This window comes from Kosmotoga arenicorallina S304 (genome assembly GCF_001636545.1).
Classification (GTDB): domain Bacteria; phylum Thermotogota; class Thermotogae; order Petrotogales; family Kosmotogaceae; genus Kosmotoga_B; species Kosmotoga_B arenicorallina.
In genome coordinates this window covers 45,990-67,886 of sequence record NZ_JFHK01000003.1, presented here as the reverse complement: position 1 = coordinate 67,886, position 21,897 = coordinate 45,990, and the positions used below count along the sequence as shown (strand labels likewise).

Sequence of the window (21,897 nt, the reverse complement as noted above, 5' to 3'; positions counted from 1 at the left end):
GCTATACACGCAATTTTATTGTCAGTATTTTTTTGGGCTTGCAGCTTAGTTCTATTTTGCCATCTGTAATTTCAAGCTTTTCAAGGGGTTCCTCTGATAGGCTGCAAAGCCAGGCCTCTTCAATTTTTGGGCTCAGTGTTATTTCAATATTATCCTGATTACTGCTTAGATTAGCGCACCTCAATATTATTCCATCGCCCTTTTCTGCTTTTTTCAAAGCAGTGAGTTCTGAATATCTGGCAGTGAAATTCACAGGCGAAACAGGAGTCTTTCCTGCTCGAGAAATGCACAAAGGCCGCTTTGAATAAAGCGATGATTGTTTAATAACCTGTTCAAGGGTATCCATAAAGAAAAAGGCGTATTCAAAACATAGCTCGCCTAACATTTGAGCTTCGGCTGTCTCAATAGCAGGGCCTGCATTTCTGGTCATGCAGGATAGCGTATATGGCGAACCTATATGTCCTACTGCCCTAAATAGTGTCAGCGCAACTCCCTCTTTTACAGGTTCGAATTCCGGAATCCCCCTGGTTGCGATGGAATACCCGCTAAATTGCTCACGCTCCTTTATTTCCCCGAAGACCCCTCCATTTGGGAATACTGAAGGTTGGTCTTCTATCCAGTTTTCGCTTATTCTATTATCTGAAACTTTTTTGGGCCGTATTACTATATCAAAGGGTGTTTTATAAAAAAAGGCATTTGAACCTATATTTTCGGATAAAAAATATACCCGAAGACGGTGATTTCGTGAACCGTTGTGGACCTTTACCCTAAAATCGACTCGCCTGCTATCTTTTTTTAGCAAAACCTCTGACACTATCCTCAAGGGCTTGAGAGAAGTGCTTCTTGACTTCCCGCCAGCTTCCAGCTCACAAGGAATCAGAAGTTCATATTCAGCACGTAGTAGCTGCCCCAGCAATCCATAATCTTCACATGAAACCGATTTCAATGATCCGTTGCTGAAAAAGGCACGATCGAATGCGGGTCTTGAGTAAACGTAACCATCTCCGTTATCCCCGGTGTCTTCGAAAACATTTGTGATGACAGATTTACCGCTGCTTTTTTCCGTTATCTTTAATTTTCCTCCTTCAATAAGCCTAACTTCCAAAAATTCATTTGCAAGGGCTTCAGTGTTTATTCTCTTCACATCGTGGTTCAAAGGCACTTTTTCAGAGGAGGAAATATTAAGCGTTTTGAACCCGTTTCCCTGTATGCTGCAATCTACAAGGGCTTTTACTGAGTAAACTTCAAATATTGGAGCAGAACCATCGCGATAGCTCAGAGCCTTTGTTTGCTTTTTTATATTGGTGATGCATGCGGGGATTTGTTTGCCCTTTTCATCTTTAAGAATTAGTTCTCTTTTTACGTCCAATGTGTCTGAAAGCAGGTCGAATTCGATTTCCAGTGCTCCTTCTGTTTCAAACTGCGAAGGGTTATAAATGACAACCGCATTTTCCCTTGCAGTATCTGAATTGGTGTCTGATAGATATGCCAGGCTATCAAATGAGATGTTTTTACAAATTTCTATTGCCCGGGCATAGCGGGAAGAGACATCTCTATGAACCTGATCAGCACTGCAACCACCTATGCTATCATGGGCAAGATTCTTAAGAATTAGCTTCCAAACTCTTTTCAGGAAGCCTTCAGGGTATTCCTTCCCCTCGATGAAGGCTAAAACAGAAAGCGGCTCGGCATAAGACTCCACCCAGTTCAATGCATCGAAGTTCTCTCTTTTGTTTTTAGCTCTTGAGGAAAGAACGTTTGGAAGGATGTAATTAAAGTATCCATCTTTTGATCTGTTGACTTCCCTCAGCTCTCCTTTGAGCAATCGTAACTTTTCTATGTTTTCCTTACACCTTCTCAAAAATTCTATTGAAAAATCGTTCAGAAGAACCTGGCTGAATTCGATTTCAGGTTTTTCCAAAGAGAGCATTTCGATAATTTTGCCAATACAGGTGTTTGGATGTTTATGATCGCAACCATCCATTAGAACAGCGATTTCGGTAACAGATCTTTTCAAAACTTTATCTATAAAGGTTTTCAGGTATTCAATGGAAACTTTTTCTCCATCGGGGGTGAAAGCACTATTGCAGTAACCCAAACGCTCAGGAAGTCGATATGTAAATAACCTGCTCCCGTCGGCACCTTCCCAGAGAAACTCCCAGGACCAGTCATCTCCTGAAACACCCCGCCATAGCAAAGCGGTTTCGATGGAAAATCCCCTTAAAATTTGAGGTATCTGGGAGTTATGCCCAAAAGTATCAGGAAGGTAGCATATTTTTTGAGTTCCACCCCATGCCTGTGAGCTTTCCTTACCTATGAGGAGGTTTCTGATGATCGCTTCGCCATCGCTCAGGAATTCATCTGCCTGAACATACCAGGGGCCTATGCCAATTTTCCCTTTTTTGATGAGTTCTTTTAGTAGTTCAGAATTTTCTGGCTTTATCTCAAGGTAGTCTTCGAGAACAACCGTCTGCCCATCAAGATTGAAAAACCTGTAATCCCCTTCTTCAAGGAGGATTTTAAGAATTTCGTCCAGCATTTTTACAAGGCGAAAACGAAAGCTTTCATAAGGCTGATACCACTCTCTATCCCAATGTGTGTGTGAAAGTATATAGGCCTTTTTTTTCACAGACTTTCAACTCCTGTACTTACCGTATTCTTTTGCAGTATCGAAAAGCTTTATGACCTTTTCCGGGGATACTTCCCTTTGTATGTTATGGATAGCTGCGAAGACAAAACCCCCATCTGGCGCAAAAATATCTATTCTTTTTTTGACATCATCTTCCAGTTCTTTAATACTGCCAAAAGGCAAGATGTACTGGGTATCAACTCCACCACCCCAGAATACTATATCCTTGCCAAATTCCTTTTTGAGGAATTCTGGATCCATGTTTTTGGCATTTGTTTGCACAGGGTTTAAAACCTGCACTCCTGCATCAATGAAATCAGGAATGAATTTGCTTACAGAGCCACATGAATGTAGAAACACGAATACGCCTGGTGCTTTTTTATGAACGTAATCACAGATATTTTTTAGATGTGGCTTGAACATATTTTGGAACATCCGAAGAGAAATTTGCGTGTTTTCTTGTGTCCCGAAGTCATCACCAAGCTGGATAATGTCTATATAATCGCCCAATCTATTGAGATATTTCTCAAGATCTTCAAGATGTTTTTCTTCAAGCTTCTCAAGGAAATATTCCATTAGTGGTTTATCGGTAATTATTCTTTCCATGAATTCCCTGTATCCGAAAAGGGCATGTCCCATTTCAAAGAAATTACCGCCAAAAGCGCCTAATATTGCGCAGTCTGTTTTTCCCCTTATTTCTTTCGCCTGATTTTCGAGAAAATCCAATTCTTCGTCGGTTATCCTGCTGCTCAAAACCTCGTCTATTTTCTTTTTATCTTCAACTCCAGACAGAGGAAAATACTGGCTATCAAAATAGTAACCACCCTTGGGCATGGTTGCAATAATCTTGCCATCACTTACAATTGCAAAGGATCCATCCTCCAGCACAATAGGTTCAAAACCTTCAGGCACATAATATTCACCATCATCGGGGAACATCTGGAACCTTTTCCAGGAAGAAATCCTTGTTCCGAATCCGCCATCAAGCCGTTTCAATTCGATAACATCAGATGAAACCCTCTGTCTGATTGGTTCATCAACAAAAGCGAGTTGCTGATAGATATCAAATATTTTTACCGCTCTGTCTTCGCTTTTCAAAAAGTCTTTCAAGTTTTTATAGGCAATGGCATGAATGCCCGTAGACCTCATCCCGCCAAGGTCTATGGGAATTCTGTCTGCCTCTTTATGATTTAATGTCGCAAGGATTCTTTCTCTTGAAGTCATTGGAAATCCCCCTTTATCGGATAGTTTCCATATTTATCAATGGCATCTATCATGGCTTTGTAGTTTTCAATTGGTACCCATTCAGGTATAGTATTACTTGAACCACAGCAGTATCCACCACCTGGTGCCAGGCTGGTTATTTTCCTTTTCACTTCTTCTTCTATTTGCTCAGGTGTGCCTCTTGAAAGAAATGAGTCCAATTCTATGTTACCAATAAGGCACAATTTGTCGCCATATTTTTCTTTAAGTTCGTATATATCCATCCCCAGAGGCTCAATAGGGTGAATGGAATTATAACCACAATCAATTAGATCGTCTATTACTGACCAGAGATTTCCATCAGAGTGATACATAAAAGGAAGCCCCCTGGCATGAACCAATTCGCCAAAGCGCTTATACCAGGGGAATATGAGTTTCCTGTAAGCACGGGGTGAAAGCAGAGTCGAGGTCTTATATGCAATATCGTCAGAATGCCATATTGCGCCTATTTTCGGTATCTGTGTAACCCTGTCTATTAGTTCATACATGAAATTTCCAATTTTGCTTACCACGGCCTCTACGAGTTCAGGTTCTTCGAGAAGCTTGATAGAAAAAGTTTCAAATCCCATTAGCATCCAGCATTCCTCAAAAACCCCTGCCATGGTTCCGGAGATTATTCTCATGCCCTCTGGCAGGATTTTTGCTGCCCTTTCAACGGGTCCAAAATCCACATCATCAATCTCTGGCCAGGGATATTCTTTGAAGTCTTTCCACGAGGTTACTGCTCCGGAATGCTCTTCAGCCCAATCCTTTTTTGGTCTGATGTTATATGATGGAACAACACGGACATAGTCATACCCAGCCCTGTACCAGAATTCAACCACATTTTCCGTGTCTTCTATTGCATCATGAACTTCTTTCCCAAGAAATTCAGACATGATTTTTTTATCAATCCAGAGTTCAGCTTTCGGTACATAGTCCGGTTCCCCATCCCGGAGGATTGCTTTTCTGAATTGCTGAAAGTCAGCTCTTATAAGGCTCATTCTCAACACTCCCTTTGAAAAATTCAAATGGTTTAATAATTCGCTTAAACACAGTATTCGTGCGGGGATTTTTTATGAAAATCTCTCTTTTTTCTCCTGCGGTTTCTTTGATCGCAAAATTCAATTTCCCCTTTTCGGATTCAATGAAGAGAAACTCACTGTTCTCAAGTCCCCGACACTCAAGAAAACAATTGGTGTTTGCCTTAGGAGAAGCTTTAAAGGCCGTAAGCGGAAAAAGCGCATCTTTTTCGACTCGTGAAAGCTTGCCACCGGTGGTAAGTAAAACATCGAACTCAATAGGTTCACCGTTAAAGTAAGGGCTTGCAAAGCGATTCTGAAGATTTGTGTTAAAAAGCCTTAGAAACAGCTCTCCAGACACATTTATTTCTTTCTTAAAGGTTAAGGGTGAAGGTTCGCCAAAATCAACAAGGTTAATTCCGCAAAGTCCTATCTGGATACTCTGTTCTTTTGTTTTGAGCTCTATGCCTCCAACAGTAGTTATGGCATCCAAAGCACTTCCTGGAATTTGCTCGGTGATTTCTGAGATCTCGCCGGGGCTTTTATAAAAAGCTTTGGGTCGATCTAAATTAAAAGGCATTTCAAGATACATGAAATCAGAAGGTCCAATATCATACACATAATTTATTCGTAAATGAATCCTGATTTCTTTCAGGTTTTTGGGAATTAAATATGCCTTAACGAAAGGCTTAATGAAAGGGCTCTCTGGTTCGAAAATCACCAGAGTGCCTGCTGTGCCTTTGATCATTTTCCAGTGGCATTTAACAGGAAGGTAAGGCTCAACTAATTTAGAGCTGCTCTTCCCTGTGTAGAGCTCATCATGGTTTATTGCATTGACCAGATTATCAGCAGGATTTATGGCCTGTCTTGCAACGAGAAATTTTCCTAAGCTCCTTTCGTTAAGGACCAGTTCCTTCCTTGTCTGAGTGTCGATTAAAGAGCGGATATTTCCATATTCATCGAATTCAATTCGGTAGTAGTCATTTTCAAGGGTAATGCTTCCACTATGCCATTTTGGCATCTCAGCTTCAGATTCTATTTCCAGTGAATAGCATTTATACCCAAAGGACTCTATAGTGCCTGTTTCAAAGATAACCAGATCATTGTAGCACAATATAGGCATGGATTCGCCGGTTGAAAGATCTATGAGTTTAACTCTTTTTCCCCTTATTTCATCAGTTTCAAAGCTTGCTAAAGTGTTTCTTTCCATAGCAACGGGGTTAAATACCACTAATTTATTCCCGATTCCAAAGATGTTTTCACGCAAAGCTTTGAGTATTTCGGATGAATGTTTGTGCGTTTTTACAACCCAGCCATAACCCTCAGAAACTGCTTTCAGTATATCTTCTGGATCCTTTGAAAGGTAAAGTCCGCCTCCGCCAGAATGTTCGTCGAATCCGGAAAGCCTTATGAATTCATCATTTATGGCGTTTTCGATAAAAGAGCCTGAAAAGCTGTCCAGAGCAGACGCTTCGTGAAGCTGTGCAAAACTTATTGTGGATAGCCTGTTTTCTCTTGGGTAAGCAAGAACATTTGAAGTCCACCATCCATTGAAATTTCCCTTTGTACTATCAATCCTCGTTGTTTCTAACTCTCTTCTAAGAGCTTTGAAGAAATCGTCGATAACAGATGTTTTTACGATAGGGTTTTTCCATTCTTTATTCCACCTATCTATCAATTCTACTGGTTTGAAGACTGGTGGCATATTGTCTATTGCCATAGGTATGGGATAGAGAGGAAACTCATAAGAAAGTTCTGAGAGTTCTTCGTATTTATTTAGAATAGATTCTTTCAATGTTTTGTAGTCTTTATCAAAGAATTTATAACCTTCAATGTACGCGTATTTGGGATCATGGGTAAACCAGGTAAGTATTCGCCGTCCGCTTTTAAGTTTCCACCAAAAAGGGGTTTTTAAGTGAGTGAATTCTAAAAATGGCGCAACAAAGTTGTTTATTGACATAAAGAGGTTTTCCACACCATGAGCAGCGAGAAGCTCTAAGAACCCTTCACTGCATCCCGGAACATCGCTGAGAAAAGCGCTTTTTGGTTCGATGCCCTTTTTTATGAGCCGCCTGAGAGGATTCAGCGAGTGATACAATTCTTCGAAAGGAGTGCGATCCGTATAATGATGAAGATATATTGCCCCAATGCCAAATTCCCCTTTTTTAGCAAGGTCAGTAAATTTTGCAAGTTCAGAGCGATTTGCTCTTTCTGCGAAGCAATTGAGTGCCCATGTGGTTTCTACATTCCATCTAAACCTGGAAGCTTCAGAATATTTCAGGCTTTTTTCGTAGAAGTTCAGTGCAGTTGAGGTGTACTGATACTGAAGTTCTTCAACTTTGCTTAGAGGAGCTGTATAACCAAGATCAGAGTGTGAAAACATCAACAAATGCAATTCAAGCCTTTTGGGCGATGGAAGTTTCAGTTTTTTCCGAAACTCCATAGCTGGAGAGTTGAAAAGCAATTCAATTTCATCGACATTGTCTATTAGCAGTTCGATGGAATTATTTTCTAAGACTGCATCTGATAATAAATCTCCAGAGGAAAAGACTTTTAACACTCCCCGGCTATTTGACTTAAATATCATCAGCCGTTTATCCTGTATGCTTATCAGGTCAGTTATTAAAACCTCAAGGGTTATCCCGTTACCTTCAAAGAGTATTCTCTTCATTTAGATGCTCCTTTTCACCAGTGTGGGTTCAAGAAAGACTTTTTGCTGCTGAAATTTCTTTCCCGTGATTCTGTCAAGCAATATCTCAGCTGCTCTTTTTCCCATTTCATGAGTACTTTGGGCAACTGCGGTTACAGGTATCTTCAAATAAGAAAGAAAATCGAAATCGTCGAATCCTGCAACAGTTATATCCTTTTCAAGTCCGGGATTTTCAAGGAGGTATTTGACAATGCCAAGAGTGATGTCCCCCGTACTTCCTATAACCGCTGTTGGAGGCTCTGTTAGGCTCATGAGTTTTTTCATACAGCGGTAGCCATTTTCTGTTCTGAACACTTCGCCTGAAACAATATAGTCAGGGTTCAACTTTATACCGCTTTCGAAAATGCTGTAAGTAAATCCTTCAAGGCGTTCCGTTATAGTTGTGGCATCTTCTTTTTGGAATATGAAACCTATTTTTTCATGACCCAATTCTGCAAGATGTTTAACCAGCATTCTTGAGCCACCACGGTTATCACTTACGACAAAATCGAAAGAGGTGTTAGGGATATATCTGTCGACAAGAACAATGGGAACTTTCAGGTTTTTCAAGAAGCTGATCGAATTCTGATTATAAACCCCGCCAATATAGAAGAGAATTATTCCATCCACTCTCTTTTCTACAAGAAGCTTCATTTCCCTGAGTTCCTTTTCAGGATCGTTGTCTGAAACACCCAAAAGAATGTTATAAGACTTAGAAGAACAAATCTCTTCAATACCGTCGAATATGTCGTGCATAAATGAGCGGAGGTTTGGCAACACAAGACCAATTGTCATAGTTTGCCTGGTGACAAGGCTTTTGGCTGCCTGGTTGGGAATATAATTTAAACTTCTGGCAATAGAAACAATTCTTTTTTTTGTTTCCTCGCTAACCCTTGGGTCATCTCTCAATGCCCTGGAAGCAGTTGATACAGAAACATTTGCCAGGTTTGCTATGTACTTCAAATTGACTTCCATGGTACTCACCTCTTTCGCGCGGAAATCATCGATCGCTTGAAATCAACAAAGGAGAATTCACAAATGACTCCGCCTTCTGTGGTGAGAGGGAATCGCTCACCGAGATAAAGAATGTGTATTTCATAAATCTGGGTGCACCGGGCTCCACTTCACCAATAGCCGTTATGCCACGGTCGCTGCTCGCAAATTCGCTGTAATGCCTTATCAAAAGGTATCGGAGAGACTGTCCTTTGCGACTTACCATGAAGGCCTGTCGAGAGCCCATGGTTATGCAATTCAAACTTCCTGATAGACCTATGAAATCCCTGAAAGCAATAAAAGTTGGTCTGCTGGAAGGAAATTTCTTTGGATCTTTTTGGATGGAGCTTGCACCTCTGTATGACATTTTATAACCTTCAGGAAAGTCAAGCTTCAGATAATAGTTCACCGAATGGTTTTTGTATTCAATATAGGGAAGTTTATTTCTATCAAGAGTAATCGAGAATTCAAGATTTCCGTTATTGAAAAGAGTGGCTTCAAAAAAAGCGATAGGCGACCCTTTTAGTTTTACATAAAGGCTTTCCCATTCAGGAAAAGACTTCAACACGCTTTCATGCACAGACATTTCAACTTGTTCGTATCTTTCCGCTTTAGAAGTAAAGTCTTCTTCCACACTGCCCTTTGCGAGTATATTGTCTTTGTTCAAAAGAGTGAAGCTTCCATCAGGGTTTATTATGAGCTTTAGATCGCCCTTTTTCGCACTCAGGGAGTTTTTGGCATTATTTTGGAAGGGCTGTTTCCCGACGATTTCAAAGTCGTTCAATCCTTTGCTCAGAGGAACTATAGTTCTATAACCTCTGGAAAGGGGTTCCCATAAATCGGTGGCTTCTCTGGTGAATGGATATGCTTTGTAAGTTATTTCGTCTTTTGATATCAACAGTAATTCGTTTTCGTTCCAATTCCCTATGGAAAACTCTACCTGAGAGATACCATCTTGAAGGGCCAGGAAAGAAATGTTTCTGGAGCCTTTACTACGCAAAGAATGAAGAATGCTTTTCAGGGCATTCCATGCGCCTTTGGCATAGCTCATGACAGTTGTGTTGAATTCTTTGTTTTCTTCAAGCGTATAGTATCCAGGCCACCCAGCGCCGCAAGCTGCTGTGTGTTCACCATAGAGAACCAGGTTATCTGTGATTATTTGAAATAACTCGTTGCTTTGATCGATTAGATTCTGCCTTTGAAGAGATTCCATAATTTCCTGACTTCTTCTGACCAATGCGGAAGCGTATGGGCTACCTGTTTTGACAATTTCCCACCATCCGGACCAATCTCCACTGTATTCAGGTAAACCATTTGCATAATGAGTTTCCATATATTCCATAAACTCAGATGGTGTTGACATGATTAGTTGAAACCCCGCGCTTTGTGTATCCCATTTTTCATACAAATCAAGATAAGCAACAGCTCCCGGTTGAAAACCGGCATTGTCAAAAGCCACCATTACTGCAATGGCATCATATGGATAACCTGCTTCTTCCAAAGAATGTATGTAGTTAATAAGTGCAGAAGGCGTTTTGAACTTATAACCTTCTGCATAACTGCTTTTGCTGATCCATGTCAAAACTCTTCCACCATTAGGACCTTTCCAGTAAAAAAGGTTTACAGGTAATGGCAATGAGAGAGCATCAGCATAATTGTCGTTGATTCCGCTCATGAAATAAGAAATTCCTAATTCGGAGAGAACGTCAGGAAGATCTGCTGAAAATCCCGGAACATCGTTCATCATGCATGTTTTTGCTTCTATTCCGTTTTCTGCGAGAAAATCCAAAGCCTTATAAAAGGCAGCTCTCAAAGTAAATTCGTTGGTAAAGCCTGTATGCATTGAACCGTATGCAGGGCAAATTTCTAATCTTCCTTTTCTCGCGAGCTCTATATAATCTGTCAGGAGTTCGGGCGAGTCTGATTTTTGCATCCACTGATCGAATTGCCAGAAAGTTTCCACAGTGAATTTGAAGTCGCCAAAAAAATCCATAAAATCCTTCAAAGAATCGTACATATCGACATATTCCCAGGCAACTTCTTCCTGAGTTGATGTGAAGCCAATATCCTGGTGGCTGAAAGGTATAAGATAGACGGTTTTAATTTTCGCAAATGCCATTGGAACAAGTAAAGCTAAAAATACTACCAGCAATATTCTTTTCAAGAAAACCACTCCATAATTTTCATTTTATGCCTGTTCTTAAGGTAAAACCCCTCATCATCTTCTCCTGAGCCACGAAGTATAAAACTATCAAAGGCAACGCTGTAAGTGTTGATGCAGCCATAAGCAAATTCCAGTCGGTTGAATACTGCTGCTGGAAGCTCCTGAGACCAATTGCCAGAGTCCATTTAGATGGATCGTGGAGATAAATCAATGGGCCGAAGAAATCATTCCATGTGAATACGATAGTGAAAAGCGCAACTGTAAACAATGCCGGCCTTGATAATGGAAGAATGACTTTGAAGAATATCTTTAACTCTGATGCGCCATCAATTCTTGCTGATTCAAGCAATTCATCGGGTATCGAAACAAAGAATTGTCTCAAAAGGAAAATATTGAAAGCTCCGCCACCGCAAAAAGCAGGAACAATAAGTGGAAGGTATGTATTGACCCATCCAAGATGTGTAAAAAGAATGTATATGGGAATGATTAACACCTGTCCGGGAATGAACATCGTTGCGATTGTGATATAAAAAAGTGTATCCCTACCCCTCCATCTAAGCTTTGAGAAACTGTAAGCGACTAATGAAGCTGTAAACATGTTGCCAATAACATTCATCGCTGTTAAGAAAAGGGTGTTTCCTGCATACCTCAGAAAGGGAAAGCTCTTTACGGCATCCACATAATTTTTCCATTGTGGGGGATTGGGAAACCACTTCATGGGAATGCTCATTACCTGTTCATTCGGTTTCAGGGAAGTGGATATCATCCAGAAAAGCGGAATAAGATACATAATACTGAAAAAGGCTAATACTCCATATATGGTAAAAATTCTTATGTTTTTCATGCTTTGTTGGCTTCTCATTTTCAACACCTCAGTAATTCATCCATTTTTTCGCTATTTTGAATAGCAAAATAGTCATCGGAACGAGTATCATGAACATTACCCAGGCCATCGCTGAGGCGTAACCCATTTTTACGTCTTTGAAAGCCAGCAGGTAAATTTTTAAGTTAACAAAGGTTGTAGATTCAAGAGGTCCACCACCGGTCATTATGTAAGATTCAGCAAAGACCTGTGAAGCTCCGATAAGCCCTGTTACAATGTTGAAGAATATGACAGGCATTAACATTGGGACTGTTATCCTCCAAAATTTCTGTACTCTGTTAGCACCATCAAGCTCAGCAGCTTCATAGAGGTATTCGGGGATATCCTGAAGCCCGGCCAGGAAAATTACGATGATCCCACCTATTCCCCAAAGGCTCATAAGAATCATTGCAGGCTTGGACCATACCGGTGAATTGAGCCATAGTGGCCCTTCAACACCGAAAAAACCCAGTATCTGGTTTATGAGACCGCTTTTTGGGTTAAACATCATCATCCACAAAAACATTACAGGAATAGACGGAAGGACAACAGGCAAAAAATAAATGGTTCTGAAAATTCTCATTCCTCTTAGAGCATTGCTCAGCAATATAGCGAAAAACAACCCTATGAAAACTTTCAAGAACACGGAGCCGAACATATAATAGAAGGTATTTCCCAAAGCCTTCCAGAAGCTTGGGTCAAGGGAAAAGAGGATTTTATAGTTGACAAGACCTATCCATCTTGGTGGGTTGATCATATCATAAGTGGTAAAGCTCAGGAATAATGTTGCTATTATTGGCCCCAACACAAATAAAGACATTCCCAAGAGCCATGGGGCTGCGAATAAATAACCTATGAGTGTTTTTCTTCTAAAATATTTGCTCCTGCGTTTTGGCATACTGTATCCTCCATTAAAATCCAATGAAATGCGGGCAGGCAACATTACCTGCCCGCATATTCCTTGCGTCAATGTGTCATTTTGTATTTCTGGATATCCGCTTCAATGAGCTTCTGTGCATCATCAAGCGCTTGTTGTGGTGTCTTTTTCCCGTACATAGCTTCTTCAACCGCAGTCTGTAGGTTCATATACCAGAGTGGCGCTTCAAGGACAAAGGGTCTGAATTTGGTATATTCAAGAGCTTCAATTTGCATCTTCCATTCCGGATCTTCCATGAGTTCAGGGTTGTAAGCAGCTCTCTTATTACCGATAAGTGAAGAAAGTTTGCCGGCGAGCTTCAATTGCACTTCATCGCTCATAAGGTAAAGAGCAAATTCAACAGCTGCAAGTTTATGTTTTGATCTTGATGAAATTTCAAGAGAGAATCCATTTGACCATGTTGCTTTCTGTTTAGGCCATGGGATATGGGCGATGCCATAATCGAGGTCCGGAGCATATGCTTTGATGTTTGATACCATATTGCCAACCTGAATCCCCATTCCAACTTTTCCTGCTATAAAAGCATCTGCTGCACCCCAGCCAAAATTGGAACCAAAAGCGAGGAGCTTTTCCAGACCCAACCTGTTTATCATGTCACACCATTCTTCAAGAGACTTCACGACTTCAGGGCTATTAACGACTAAATTGCCATTTTCATCGATGAAGCTTACTCCATTGCCCCACGCATACATCCAGAAATATGATTGACCATAGAGAGGATTAAAGCCAACTATATCATAATTACCGTCAGCGTCCACTTTTGTAATCCTATCGGCGTATTCCCAGAGTTCTTCCCAGGTTGTTGGTGGTTTTTCAGGATCAAGCCCTGCTTCTCTGAACAGGTCTTTATTGTAGAAGAGAAGCCTTACATCTGTTTCTAGCGGTAACGCGTAAATTCCGCCTTCATATGAGCACATAGAAAGAGGGCCGTTGAAAAAGATCTCTTCAGGCGAAAGGTCAGCAGCTTCTAGATATGGCCTGAGATCAAGCAATATTCCAGTAGATGCTCTCATGCCTACATTGCCAAGGTCATTTAAGAAGACATCGGGTTCCTGCCTTGAAGCCATGGCAACCCTTAACTTATCCCAGTAATCCCAGAAAGAGATTCCCAGGTCTTCAACCTCGATGACCCCCTTGTGAGCTTCATTGAAATCGGCGATGATTTCCTGCATGATATCCTTTGAAGGACCACTAATGTACATGTGCCAGAACTTTATCTTCGTGGCTCTTGCCAGTGAGAAAGTGGAAAGAAGCATCACGAAGACAAGCATCAATGCCAAAGCTTTCTTCATACTCATAATTCACCCCTCCCATTAGGCATCATGGGATGCCCTTTTTGAAACAAATTCACTTTATCATTTCAAGTATGCAAATCCTAAACGCACTCTCACGTGATGAAGGTTATTTAGACCTGAATATCCACAATTATTCCCAGAGAATGCAAACGTTTGCATCTAACAGAATTATTTCTTTTAATAGGACTAAAGGAATAAAAACTTAATATGTGCAAACGTTAGCATAGAGTGAGAAATACGCTCTTATTTCCGGATAATTCATTCAAAACTCTTTACAAAGAGGCAGAAGGGATTTTTTCAAAAGCAGTGATGTGATTAAATCTAACTGTTTTCAAAGGAGGGTTCACAATGAAAAAACCACTGCTCTTTTTTTATTACAGTCATGAGAGTAACCCGGCAAGGGCAAGTTTTTTACCGGTTATGGCATGGCTTTGTGAAGAAAGAGGAATAGACTATGACGCTTATTTTGCCGTAAGACCGAGTCTTGCAGATATAGGCGACTTCCTTCCCTTTGCTGGCAATAGGCATGAAGAGCAATTTTACTTCCTGACCAATTTCTATGATAAAGTTAAGTTCTTTGCCCTTAGCGAAAATGACAATATTCCCTTTGAACGCTTTCTTGCAGCAAGAGGCGATCAGATCTTCAAAAGAAAGTCTTTTGAAATTGTTGAGCTTTATGATGAACTCTTTACATTGGCTGATGCTGACTTTCCAGACAGCGCCGTTGTATTCCCTTCAAAAGAGTTTGAGATACCTGATGAGGAAGTTGAACTTGGGGATTTTCGCATTGAGGGTAAATCAAGAATAGATACTTTTTTCTATCCAGATATTTTTTTTAGAAAGGCTTTGGGAATAAATTTTGAACAAAGCGATTCTGAATTTGAAAAGTTGCGTTCAAGAGGTGTCAAAAAGCTGTTTCTCGCCTGTTGCCCGAAGCAGGCGGTTAATCGGTTTTCTTCTCTGGGTTTTGAAACTGAAGTGATTGAGTATTTTGATACATCGGATACTCTTCTTTCATTGACTGGAAGGATATGTAAAAGGTGGATTGATTTAGGCAAAGGTATAGCACTGGGAAATGACCCTATAACTCTCCGCTGGACTCCGAAATATCTAAGGGAAAGAATCCTTCCAATAGCTTCCGTTAATACACTTCAAGGAGCGGTTGAAGTTATAAGTGAGCTTGCTGAAAAAACTGGAAACTACAACATCTGGGGAAGCCAGGTTTTCGATGATGGAATCATAGCGGAGTTTTCAAAAAAGGGAATTGTATTGAATTTAGCACATGATGTTGAAATAGGTATAACTCTGCGTAGCGAAATAAAGCTTCCTGCATTGTGGTTAAAAAAAGCTCCATCGCCAACCTCCGAAGAAATAACGGACTCTGAGCTTATAAGGCATGTTGACAATGGGGACGTACCTGTTTGCTTTGTGCATTACGCAGCAGATATAGGACATTTGCCCGTTTTGCCAAGATACCTTGATCTTCATACTGTTAAAGGTATACGTGATGGGATAGCTTTTCCTGCAAATTGGTGGGATTATGCTGGTGAAACACTGGAACAAATATATATTCCCAGAGATCAAGGGGGGATTTTTCCCACCTCAGAGCCAATGGTAAGCAGTCTGGGGACAGGTGTTGGAACAGAAGCTGAAGGCTATTTCCCGTCTGAGGAATATCTCAAAAACCTTCTAAAAGCTCGAGAAAAAATAGCTGAGAAAGTCGGCGAAGGAAACATACCCCTGGGGTATTATTCTTTCCAGGATTCGTGCCCAAAGTACAAGCACAACACAGCAGAACCCCAATTCGAAATTATCAGGGAAGCGGGGTTTGAATATGCGATAACATATAAGAGTGAAGGAAAATATCCCGAAGTCATATATGAGGATCAGGATTTCATTGTGTTGAATCAGCAATCGGAACACTGGAGTTTTTCTCCTTTTGAAGATTTACTCAGGTGGGAAAGAGAGTTATCAGGTGTCAAAAAATCATGGATAATTATCGGGCTGGATTCTCCTTTTTGGGGCATGGTTCCTTGTTATTTTGGCGTTGCTTCCAAAGGATTGGATTTGAGCCTGATGAGAAAAACCATGCTTTATGCATCTAAAGGAGGCAAAAGCGGAAAGCTATTTATTGTTAAGCCCCATGAATTGGTCAGATATGTAAAACTCATTTTGAAAAAGTGAAAATCATGAAATGAGGTGCTGAATTTTGGCAAAAAGAACAAACTCAAATACTGATCAATATCCTGAAAGGCTTGAAGCAGTTAATATTACAGGACATAATTTTGGAAAAGAAGGCGTATTTATTGGAGAAGAAGAAATAGAAGAAATTCTCTTCAAAGAAATAAACAGATTCTCCTGTGATGAGAAGAATGTTGCTCTTGCTCTTGATGGTTATGTCTTTTCTGACTGGGAAAGTTTTTTGAAGATTTTTAGGCGATGTTCGGACTCGTTAGGCATGAAGTTCGAGCTGTTCAATGCAGATTTGCTAAGGAAAGACAAAGGGGAACTTTCGGACATTTACAATAAGCATCTGGGCACCGACCCGGTATTTGGAAAAGTTTATAGAAAGGGTTTGAGATATTTTTTCGATGAAGAAGAGCTTTTTAAATTTAAGAAAAAGCTCGCGAAGCGTAAAAAAGGCAAAGACAAAGCTCTGTTGGTTGTATATGGCTCTGGAAGTGCATTGTCTCCGCTCAGGAAACTGTACGATATTATCATTTTCGCCGATTTAACGCGTGAAGAGGTGTTAAGACGTTACAAAAGCCAAGGAGCGCGGTTCGGGACTCAGAGCATAGGACCAAAGAGCTTCTACTATATAGATTTTCCTGCTTGTGATGCCCACCGGAATTATTTAATTCGCTACGCAGACTATTACCTTGATGCAAATGATAAAAACTATCCTGTTATGTTGAATAAAAAGCTTTTAGAAGGAATAGTTAAAGATATTGCTTCCAGGCCATTCAGGCTAAAGCCTATTTACGAACCGGGTCCCTGGGGAGGGCAATGGCTGAAAAAGGTTCGAAACCTGCCCGAACATTGGGTTAACTGTGCCTGGAGTTACGAAGTAATTGCCCCTGAAATGAGTTTATATATCTCAACTGGAGAAACTGTATTAGAGCTTCCCTGGAATCTTTTTTTCAATATTGCCTATCGGGAAATTATGGGGGATGTTCCAAAGCATCGCTTCGGTGGTGAATTTCCCATAAGGTTCGATTATCTCGACACTATGAACGGCGGGGATCTTTCTATACAGGTGCATCCCACAACGACTTATATCAGAAGGAATTTCAATGAGCATTATCATCAAGGAGAAATGTATTATATCGTTGATTGCAAGCCAAATAGAAGAGTAAATCTGGGATTGCTTGAAGAGACCAGCCTGGAAGAATTTCGCAAAGCAGCTGAAAGGGCTGAAAATGAAGGTATCCCTTTCGACTATGAAAAATTCGTGAACAGCGTTCCTGCAAAGAAACATGACCTATTTATGATTCCCCCTGGAACCGTTCATGGGTCAAGGGAGGGGCTTGTTGTTTTAGAGATAAGCGCCACAACTTATAGATATACCTTTAAGATTTATGACCATTTGAGGCCCGATTTGAGTGGCGTGATGAGGCCAATTCACATTGATCACGCTTTTAAGGTTATAAAATCTTTCAGGCGCACAAAATGGGTTTCCAGAAACCTTAAGCAGAAGCCGTTGACTTTGCGCGTGGGAAAGGAGTTCAGAGAGGAACTCATTGCAGATAGGCCAGAATTTTTCCATGAGGTTCACAGAGTTACTTTCAAAGGTAGTTTTACAGATGATACAAAGGGTAGATTTCATGTGATAACGGTTGTAGAAGGAAGCAGTATAGAGCTTGTATCTGGCGAGAACAAAAAGATGAGCCTCGGATACTCTGAAACTGCTATAATCCCAGCTTCAACCGGGAAATATATGGTGAAAGCCCTGGATAACAAACAATGTAAAGTAGTAAAAGCTTTTCTTAAAGGGTGAGCCTATGAAAGCTATTATCGCACTGGACGTTGGTGGAACATCTGTAAAATGTTCTTTGGTCAGTATATACGGGAAGCTGTTGACAAAGTTAGAAATAAGAAAGATAAATTCCTCAGGGTCAAAGGAAGAAATTTTGGACAGCTTCATTAAAATAATCGATGAGCTGTTTTGTGAAGCAAAAAGGTCAGGATATGCACCAGCCGGGATAGCAGGTGGTTTTCCAGGACCTTTTGATTATGAAAAGGGCATTTCTTTAATCAGTGGGGTCGGAAAGTATGAAGCTATTTATGGGATTAACCTTAAAACTGTTATAAAGGAGCGGATGAAACTTCCAAGAAACTTTCCCATAGTTTTTGAAGCGGATTCCTGGGCGTTTTTGCACGGAGAATATTGGACTGGAACGGCACGTAACTTTTCAAGAGTTGTTGGAATAACACTTGGCACCGGTCTTGGTTCAGCATTTATGATAGATGGGGAAATTGTGCAAAATAAGTTCGGAATACCTGAATACAGCTGGATTGGCAATGTTTCTTATGGGAGAGGAATACTTGATGACAGGGTATCCAGAAGAGGTATAATCGCAAGATACAGGGAACTTAGTAAAAATCGATATGAAAAAATCGATGTGATTGATATAGCGTCAATGGCTAAAAGGGGTGATGTAACTGCTCTTGGAGTTTTTCGCGAGACAGGGGAAATACTCGGAAAGGCGCTTTCAGCATTTCTTAGTTCTTTTAAGGCCGAACTGATTGTTTTAGGGGGTGGAATTTCAAAGTCCTCGGAATTGATAATTCCATCTCTAAAGAATATGCTTGCAGAATATGGCTTGTTCCCGATGATAAGAAGGGCAAAGAATATAGAATCAAGCGCGGTTATAGGTGCTGCATTGTATTTGGTGAAGAAGATGGGGGGCGAAATCTAATGAGCTTTGGAGCATTTATTGAAAAGGGTCCGAAAGACTGGCAAATCTTTCAGCAAGTAGATGGACAGGCTAAAATAAAACTCTCCGGTAGATATGTTGAATTCAACGACGCAGATAAAGACCTCGAGGTATATGTGAGGGTTGTAACCGAAAACAGTTTTGATACTGTGATACCCTGGACTCAGGCTCGAACTGCGGAAGGCAAAAAGTGGTTCTGCGAACTTAACGTTCCTGTTGGAGGGCTATACAGGTTAGAAACCTGTTTGAAACCGGTAAACGTCCGCATTGAACAGGCGTATCGAGGAGATATGGTTCATCACTTTGGGGTAGGAGATTTATTTGTCATCGCCGGTCAAAGCAATTCTGCGGGTTATGGCAAAGACCCCATCTATGACCCTCCGGAATTGGGTATTCACATTTTGAAAAACAATGGCCACTGGGATTTGGCCTCTCATCCGTTGAACGATACAACGAACATCGCCCATCCTGCAAACATGGAGGGAATCAATCCGGGGCATTCGCCTTATCTGCACTTTGCCAGGCTATTAAAAAAAGAGCTGGGCTATCCAATAGGTTTAATTCAAACATCCCTTGGTGGCTCCAGCTTAAGCCAATGGAACCCGGAAGAGGAAGGAAGCCTGTATTTCAATATGATTGATATTATAAACACTGCGGGTGGGAATATAAGGGGGATCCTGTGGTATCAGGGATGTTCGGACGTTCTTTTAGAACTTTGTGATACATATCTCGATAGGTTCAAAACCTTTGTGAAACATCTTAGAAACGATTTGGATGATATAGAGCTACCCGTATTTACAGTTCAGCTAAACCGTTTTGTTGCAGACCCGGTTCCTTGGGCAAATACCGATAAAGGTTGGGCCACAGTAAGAAATGCCCAGAGACTCGCTGCAAAGGAAATAAAGGATGTATATGTTGTGCCGACACTGAATATAACGCTTTCAGATAATATCCATAACAGCGCAGCCGGCAACCTCGTAATAGGAGAAAGGCTTGCAAAAAGCGTATTGAAACATGTTTATGGTAAAAACTACCGCGCCGACGCGCCTGATATTGCCAGAGCAAAAGCAATAGGAACCAATAAACTCGAGCTGACTTTCTCTAATGTAAAAGGTTCGCTGTATACTTTTGATTTGCCTCCAGAAAATCTTCCTATTGTAGTTGAAGATTCCAGAGGGATAAATGCCATTTTGAGCTATGAGATTGATAGGGATAAAATAATCCTTCATTTAGAGCGAGCAATTGGCAATAGCTCCTTTGTGCATGGTTGCCATGAAATGAATCCCTCAACAACTCCTCCTATTGATTCAGAGGGACATCTTCCAATGCTTTCTTTTTACAAAGTTCAGGTGGTGTTTGATGAATAAAGTAAAGATTAGGGTTTTGCTTAGCAAAGGACGTGAGATAAATATCGAAGCAGAACCAGGAAGCGTTGTTCTTGATGTCTTCAAAATTCAAGGCATAGATATTAATACGCCTTGTGGAGGTCAGGGGACATGCGGAAAGTGTATGATACAATGCCTTCCGAAATCCTCTTTTTCTGAAATTCAAGAGGACGAAGTAAATATTTTAGGTGAAAGGTTAAAAGAAGGTTTCAGGCTTGCCTGTCAGACGAAAGTCCTCGCGGATAGCACCATAAGTCTTTCTGAATCAGAGGAATATCTAGGAATCGAGGTTTTAAAAGATAGGAAGAGAAACCCTGTAACTCCCTTCGTGCTCAGAAAGAACATTGAGATACAGTGGAACGGAAATGCAGATGTCCTCGGAGAGATTCTTGAAAAGCTTGGCGGGGAAGTGGAGAACAAAGCCATCGATTTTCAAATAGATATCGAAGATGCAATGGAAAGTGTTCAGGTGATACTGAATAGAGACAGAATAATTAAAATCTGTGAAGATGACGGCAAAAGCGGTTTAGGACTAGCTATTGACATTGGAACCACAACAGTTGTCACAGCACTTGTTGAGCTATCATCTGGAGAGGTTCTTGACACAGACGCTTTCATGAATCCACAAAGGCGCTATGGACACGATGTGATCTCTCGCATAAACTATGCATGCAGAGAAAGAGAAGGCCTGGATGAGCTTCATGATGTTATTGTGAATGAAATAAATACCGCTCTGGGCCAAATGCTCAAAAGGAGAAACTGCGGTTTAGAACAGCTTGACCAGATTGTTATTGCGGGAAATACAACCATGAGCCATATAGTTGCCAGGCTTCCCATATGTACAATAGGCAAAGCTCCATATAGGCCTTTTACAAAACTGCCTGTATCGATTAATGCGAAGAAACTTGGGTTTATCGCATCAGAACATACAGGTTTGTATATTTTTCCTTCTCTTTCCGCTTATGTCGGTGGAGATATTGTATCCGGTATCATTGCCGCGAGTCTGCTGGAAGAAAAGGGAGAGCTCTACATAGATCTTGGAACTAACGGGGAAATGGTGCTCAATACCGGTAATGAACTTCTATGCTGTTCAACAGCGGCAGGACCGGCTTTTGAAGGAGCCAATGTTGAGTGCGGACTTGGAAATGTTACTGGCGCAATAGAAGAAGTTTGTTTTGAAGCAGGCGAAATTAAAATTAAGACCATTGGCCAGAAGACTCCAAAGGGGATATGTGGTTCAGGACTTATCTCTGTGATATCCAATATGCTTGAAAGAAAAATCATCAATATTTCAGGAAGATTTGCACGTTTTGATCAAATACCTCTGGAATACAGAGACCGTTTTGATCAGGAAAAAAAGAGGTTCTGGCTGACTGACAGAATTTACATTTCTCAAAAGGATATAAGAAATTTTCAACTTGCCAAAAGCGCTGTAAGAACGGGTATTGATACACTGTTAAAAAAATCGGGATTAAAAAGGCCAAAGGCAATTAGAATTGCAGGAGGTTTCGGAGCGCATTTATCGGTTATGGATCTTATCAAGACTGGCATTTTGCCTTCCGGATTTGACTGCCCTGTTGTTTTTGAAGGAAATGCTGCAATAAATGGTTGCGTTGACCTCCTTCTTGATCAAAGGTATTTGGAAATAATAGAGAAAGTAAGGAACAGCTCTCATTATATAGAATTATCTGCTCTAAAAGAATTTCAGGATTTTTTTGTAAAAAACCTGTCTTTTTAGCATA

14 protein-coding genes are annotated in these 21,897 nt (G+C 40.7%); 5 read left to right on the top strand and 9 right to left on the bottom strand.

The features are described 5' to 3' along the window. Window position 1 precedes the first annotated feature (1 nt). From AT15_RS01970 to AT15_RS01930, 9 genes are all read right to left on the bottom strand, one after another. The gene (locus AT15_RS01970; RefSeq protein WP_068345843.1) at window positions 2-2,629 is read right to left on the bottom strand and encodes a glycoside hydrolase family 38 N-terminal domain-containing protein; all 2,628 of its coding nucleotides are present in this window, start codon (window positions 2,627-2,629) and stop codon (window positions 2-4) included. Between the two features lie 6 nt (window positions 2,630-2,635). After that, entirely contained in the window at window positions 2,636-3,853 is a 1,218-nt protein-coding gene (locus tag AT15_RS01965; RefSeq protein WP_068345841.1) for a uroporphyrinogen decarboxylase family protein, read from the bottom strand. Then, on the bottom strand, window positions 3,850-4,875 hold the full coding sequence (locus tag AT15_RS01960; RefSeq protein WP_068345839.1) for a uroporphyrinogen decarboxylase family protein: 1,026 nt from the start codon (window positions 4,873-4,875) through the stop codon (window positions 3,850-3,852). The genes AT15_RS01965 and AT15_RS01960 overlap by 4 nt, the downstream gene beginning before the upstream one ends. Next, the gene (locus tag AT15_RS01955; RefSeq protein ID WP_068345837.1) at window positions 4,856-7,564 is read right to left on the bottom strand and encodes a glycoside hydrolase family 38 N-terminal domain-containing protein; all 2,709 of its coding nucleotides are present in this window, start codon (window positions 7,562-7,564) and stop codon (window positions 4,856-4,858) included. Before AT15_RS01955 ends, AT15_RS01960 begins: the two co-directional genes overlap by 20 nt. After that, a complete protein-coding gene (locus AT15_RS01950; protein WP_068345835.1) occupies window positions 7,565-8,557 on the bottom strand; it encodes a LacI family DNA-binding transcriptional regulator in 993 nt (330 codons plus the stop codon). Window positions 8,558-8,582: 25 nt separating this feature from the next. Then, on the bottom strand, window positions 8,583-10,739 hold the full coding sequence (locus tag AT15_RS01945; protein WP_068345833.1) for a glycoside hydrolase family 38 N-terminal domain-containing protein: 2,157 nt from the start codon (window positions 10,737-10,739) through the stop codon (window positions 8,583-8,585). Window positions 10,740-10,758: 19 nt separating this feature from the next. After that, window positions 10,759-11,601 (bottom strand): carbohydrate ABC transporter permease, encoded by an 843-nt coding sequence (locus tag AT15_RS01940; RefSeq protein WP_084251395.1) that lies wholly within the window; start codon window positions 11,599-11,601, stop codon window positions 10,759-10,761. Between the two features lie 10 nt (window positions 11,602-11,611). After that, window positions 11,612-12,499, bottom strand: a complete 888-nt coding sequence (locus AT15_RS01935) for a carbohydrate ABC transporter permease (protein WP_068345832.1) — start codon at window positions 12,497-12,499, stop codon at window positions 11,612-11,614. A gap of 68 nt (window positions 12,500-12,567) precedes the next feature. Further along, a complete protein-coding gene (locus AT15_RS01930; RefSeq protein WP_068345831.1) occupies window positions 12,568-13,836 on the bottom strand; it encodes an ABC transporter substrate-binding protein in 1,269 nt (422 codons plus the stop codon). 345 nt (window positions 13,837-14,181) lie between these two features. On the opposite strand from AT15_RS01930, the gene AT15_RS01925 reads away from it, so the two are divergent. Genes AT15_RS01925 through AT15_RS01905 form a run of 5 tightly spaced genes read left to right on the top strand, consistent with a single transcriptional unit; the run spans window position 14,182 to window position 21,893 of the window. Then, the gene (locus AT15_RS01925; protein WP_068345830.1) at window positions 14,182-16,017 is read left to right on the top strand and encodes a hypothetical protein; all 1,836 of its coding nucleotides are present in this window, start codon (window positions 14,182-14,184) and stop codon (window positions 16,015-16,017) included. Between the two features lie 25 nt (window positions 16,018-16,042). Next, window positions 16,043-17,830: a class I mannose-6-phosphate isomerase gene (locus AT15_RS01920; RefSeq protein WP_068345829.1), complete on the top strand. Its 1,788-nt coding sequence runs from the start codon at window positions 16,043-16,045 to the stop codon at window positions 17,828-17,830. 4 nt (window positions 17,831-17,834) lie between these two features. After that, a complete protein-coding gene (locus AT15_RS01915; RefSeq protein ID WP_068345828.1) occupies window positions 17,835-18,752 on the top strand; it encodes an ROK family protein in 918 nt (305 codons plus the stop codon). Beyond that, a complete protein-coding gene (locus AT15_RS01910) occupies window positions 18,752-20,137 on the top strand; it encodes a sialate O-acetylesterase (protein ID WP_068345827.1) in 1,386 nt (461 codons plus the stop codon). The genes AT15_RS01915 and AT15_RS01910 overlap by 1 nt, the downstream gene beginning before the upstream one ends. Further along, on the top strand, window positions 20,130-21,893 hold the full coding sequence (locus AT15_RS01905) for an ASKHA domain-containing protein (protein WP_068345826.1): 1,764 nt from the start codon (window positions 20,130-20,132) through the stop codon (window positions 21,891-21,893). The genes AT15_RS01910 and AT15_RS01905 overlap by 8 nt, the downstream gene beginning before the upstream one ends. Window positions 21,894-21,897: the final 4 nt, after the last annotated feature.

Coding starts and splice junctions, on each gene's coding strand:
- AT15_RS01925 (WP_068345830.1), top strand. CDS start 14,182: ATGAAAAAACCACTGCTCTTTTTTTATTACAGTCATGAGAGTAACCCG.
- AT15_RS01960 (WP_068345839.1), bottom strand. CDS start 4,875: ATGAGCCTTATAAGAGCTGACTTTCAGCAATTCAGAAAAGCAATCCTC.
- AT15_RS01955 (WP_068345837.1), bottom strand. CDS start 7,564: ATGAAGAGAATACTCTTTGAAGGTAACGGGATAACCCTTGAGGTTTTA.
- AT15_RS01905 (WP_068345826.1), top strand. CDS start 20,130: ATGAATAAAGTAAAGATTAGGGTTTTGCTTAGCAAAGGACGTGAGATA.
- AT15_RS01910 (WP_068345827.1), top strand. CDS start 18,752: ATGAGCTTTGGAGCATTTATTGAAAAGGGTCCGAAAGACTGGCAAATC.
- AT15_RS01930 (WP_068345831.1), bottom strand. CDS start 13,836: ATGAGTATGAAGAAAGCTTTGGCATTGATGCTTGTCTTCGTGATGCTT.
- AT15_RS01950 (WP_068345835.1), bottom strand. CDS start 8,557: ATGGAAGTCAATTTGAAGTACATAGCAAACCTGGCAAATGTTTCTGTA.
- AT15_RS01965 (WP_068345841.1), bottom strand. CDS start 3,853: ATGACTTCAAGAGAAAGAATCCTTGCGACATTAAATCATAAAGAGGCA.
- AT15_RS01935 (WP_068345832.1), bottom strand. CDS start 12,499: ATGCCAAAACGCAGGAGCAAATATTTTAGAAGAAAAACACTCATAGGT.
- AT15_RS01915 (WP_068345828.1), top strand. CDS start 17,835: ATGAAAGCTATTATCGCACTGGACGTTGGTGGAACATCTGTAAAATGT.
- AT15_RS01940 (WP_084251395.1), bottom strand. CDS start 11,601: ATGAGAAGCCAACAAAGCATGAAAAACATAAGAATTTTTACCATATAT.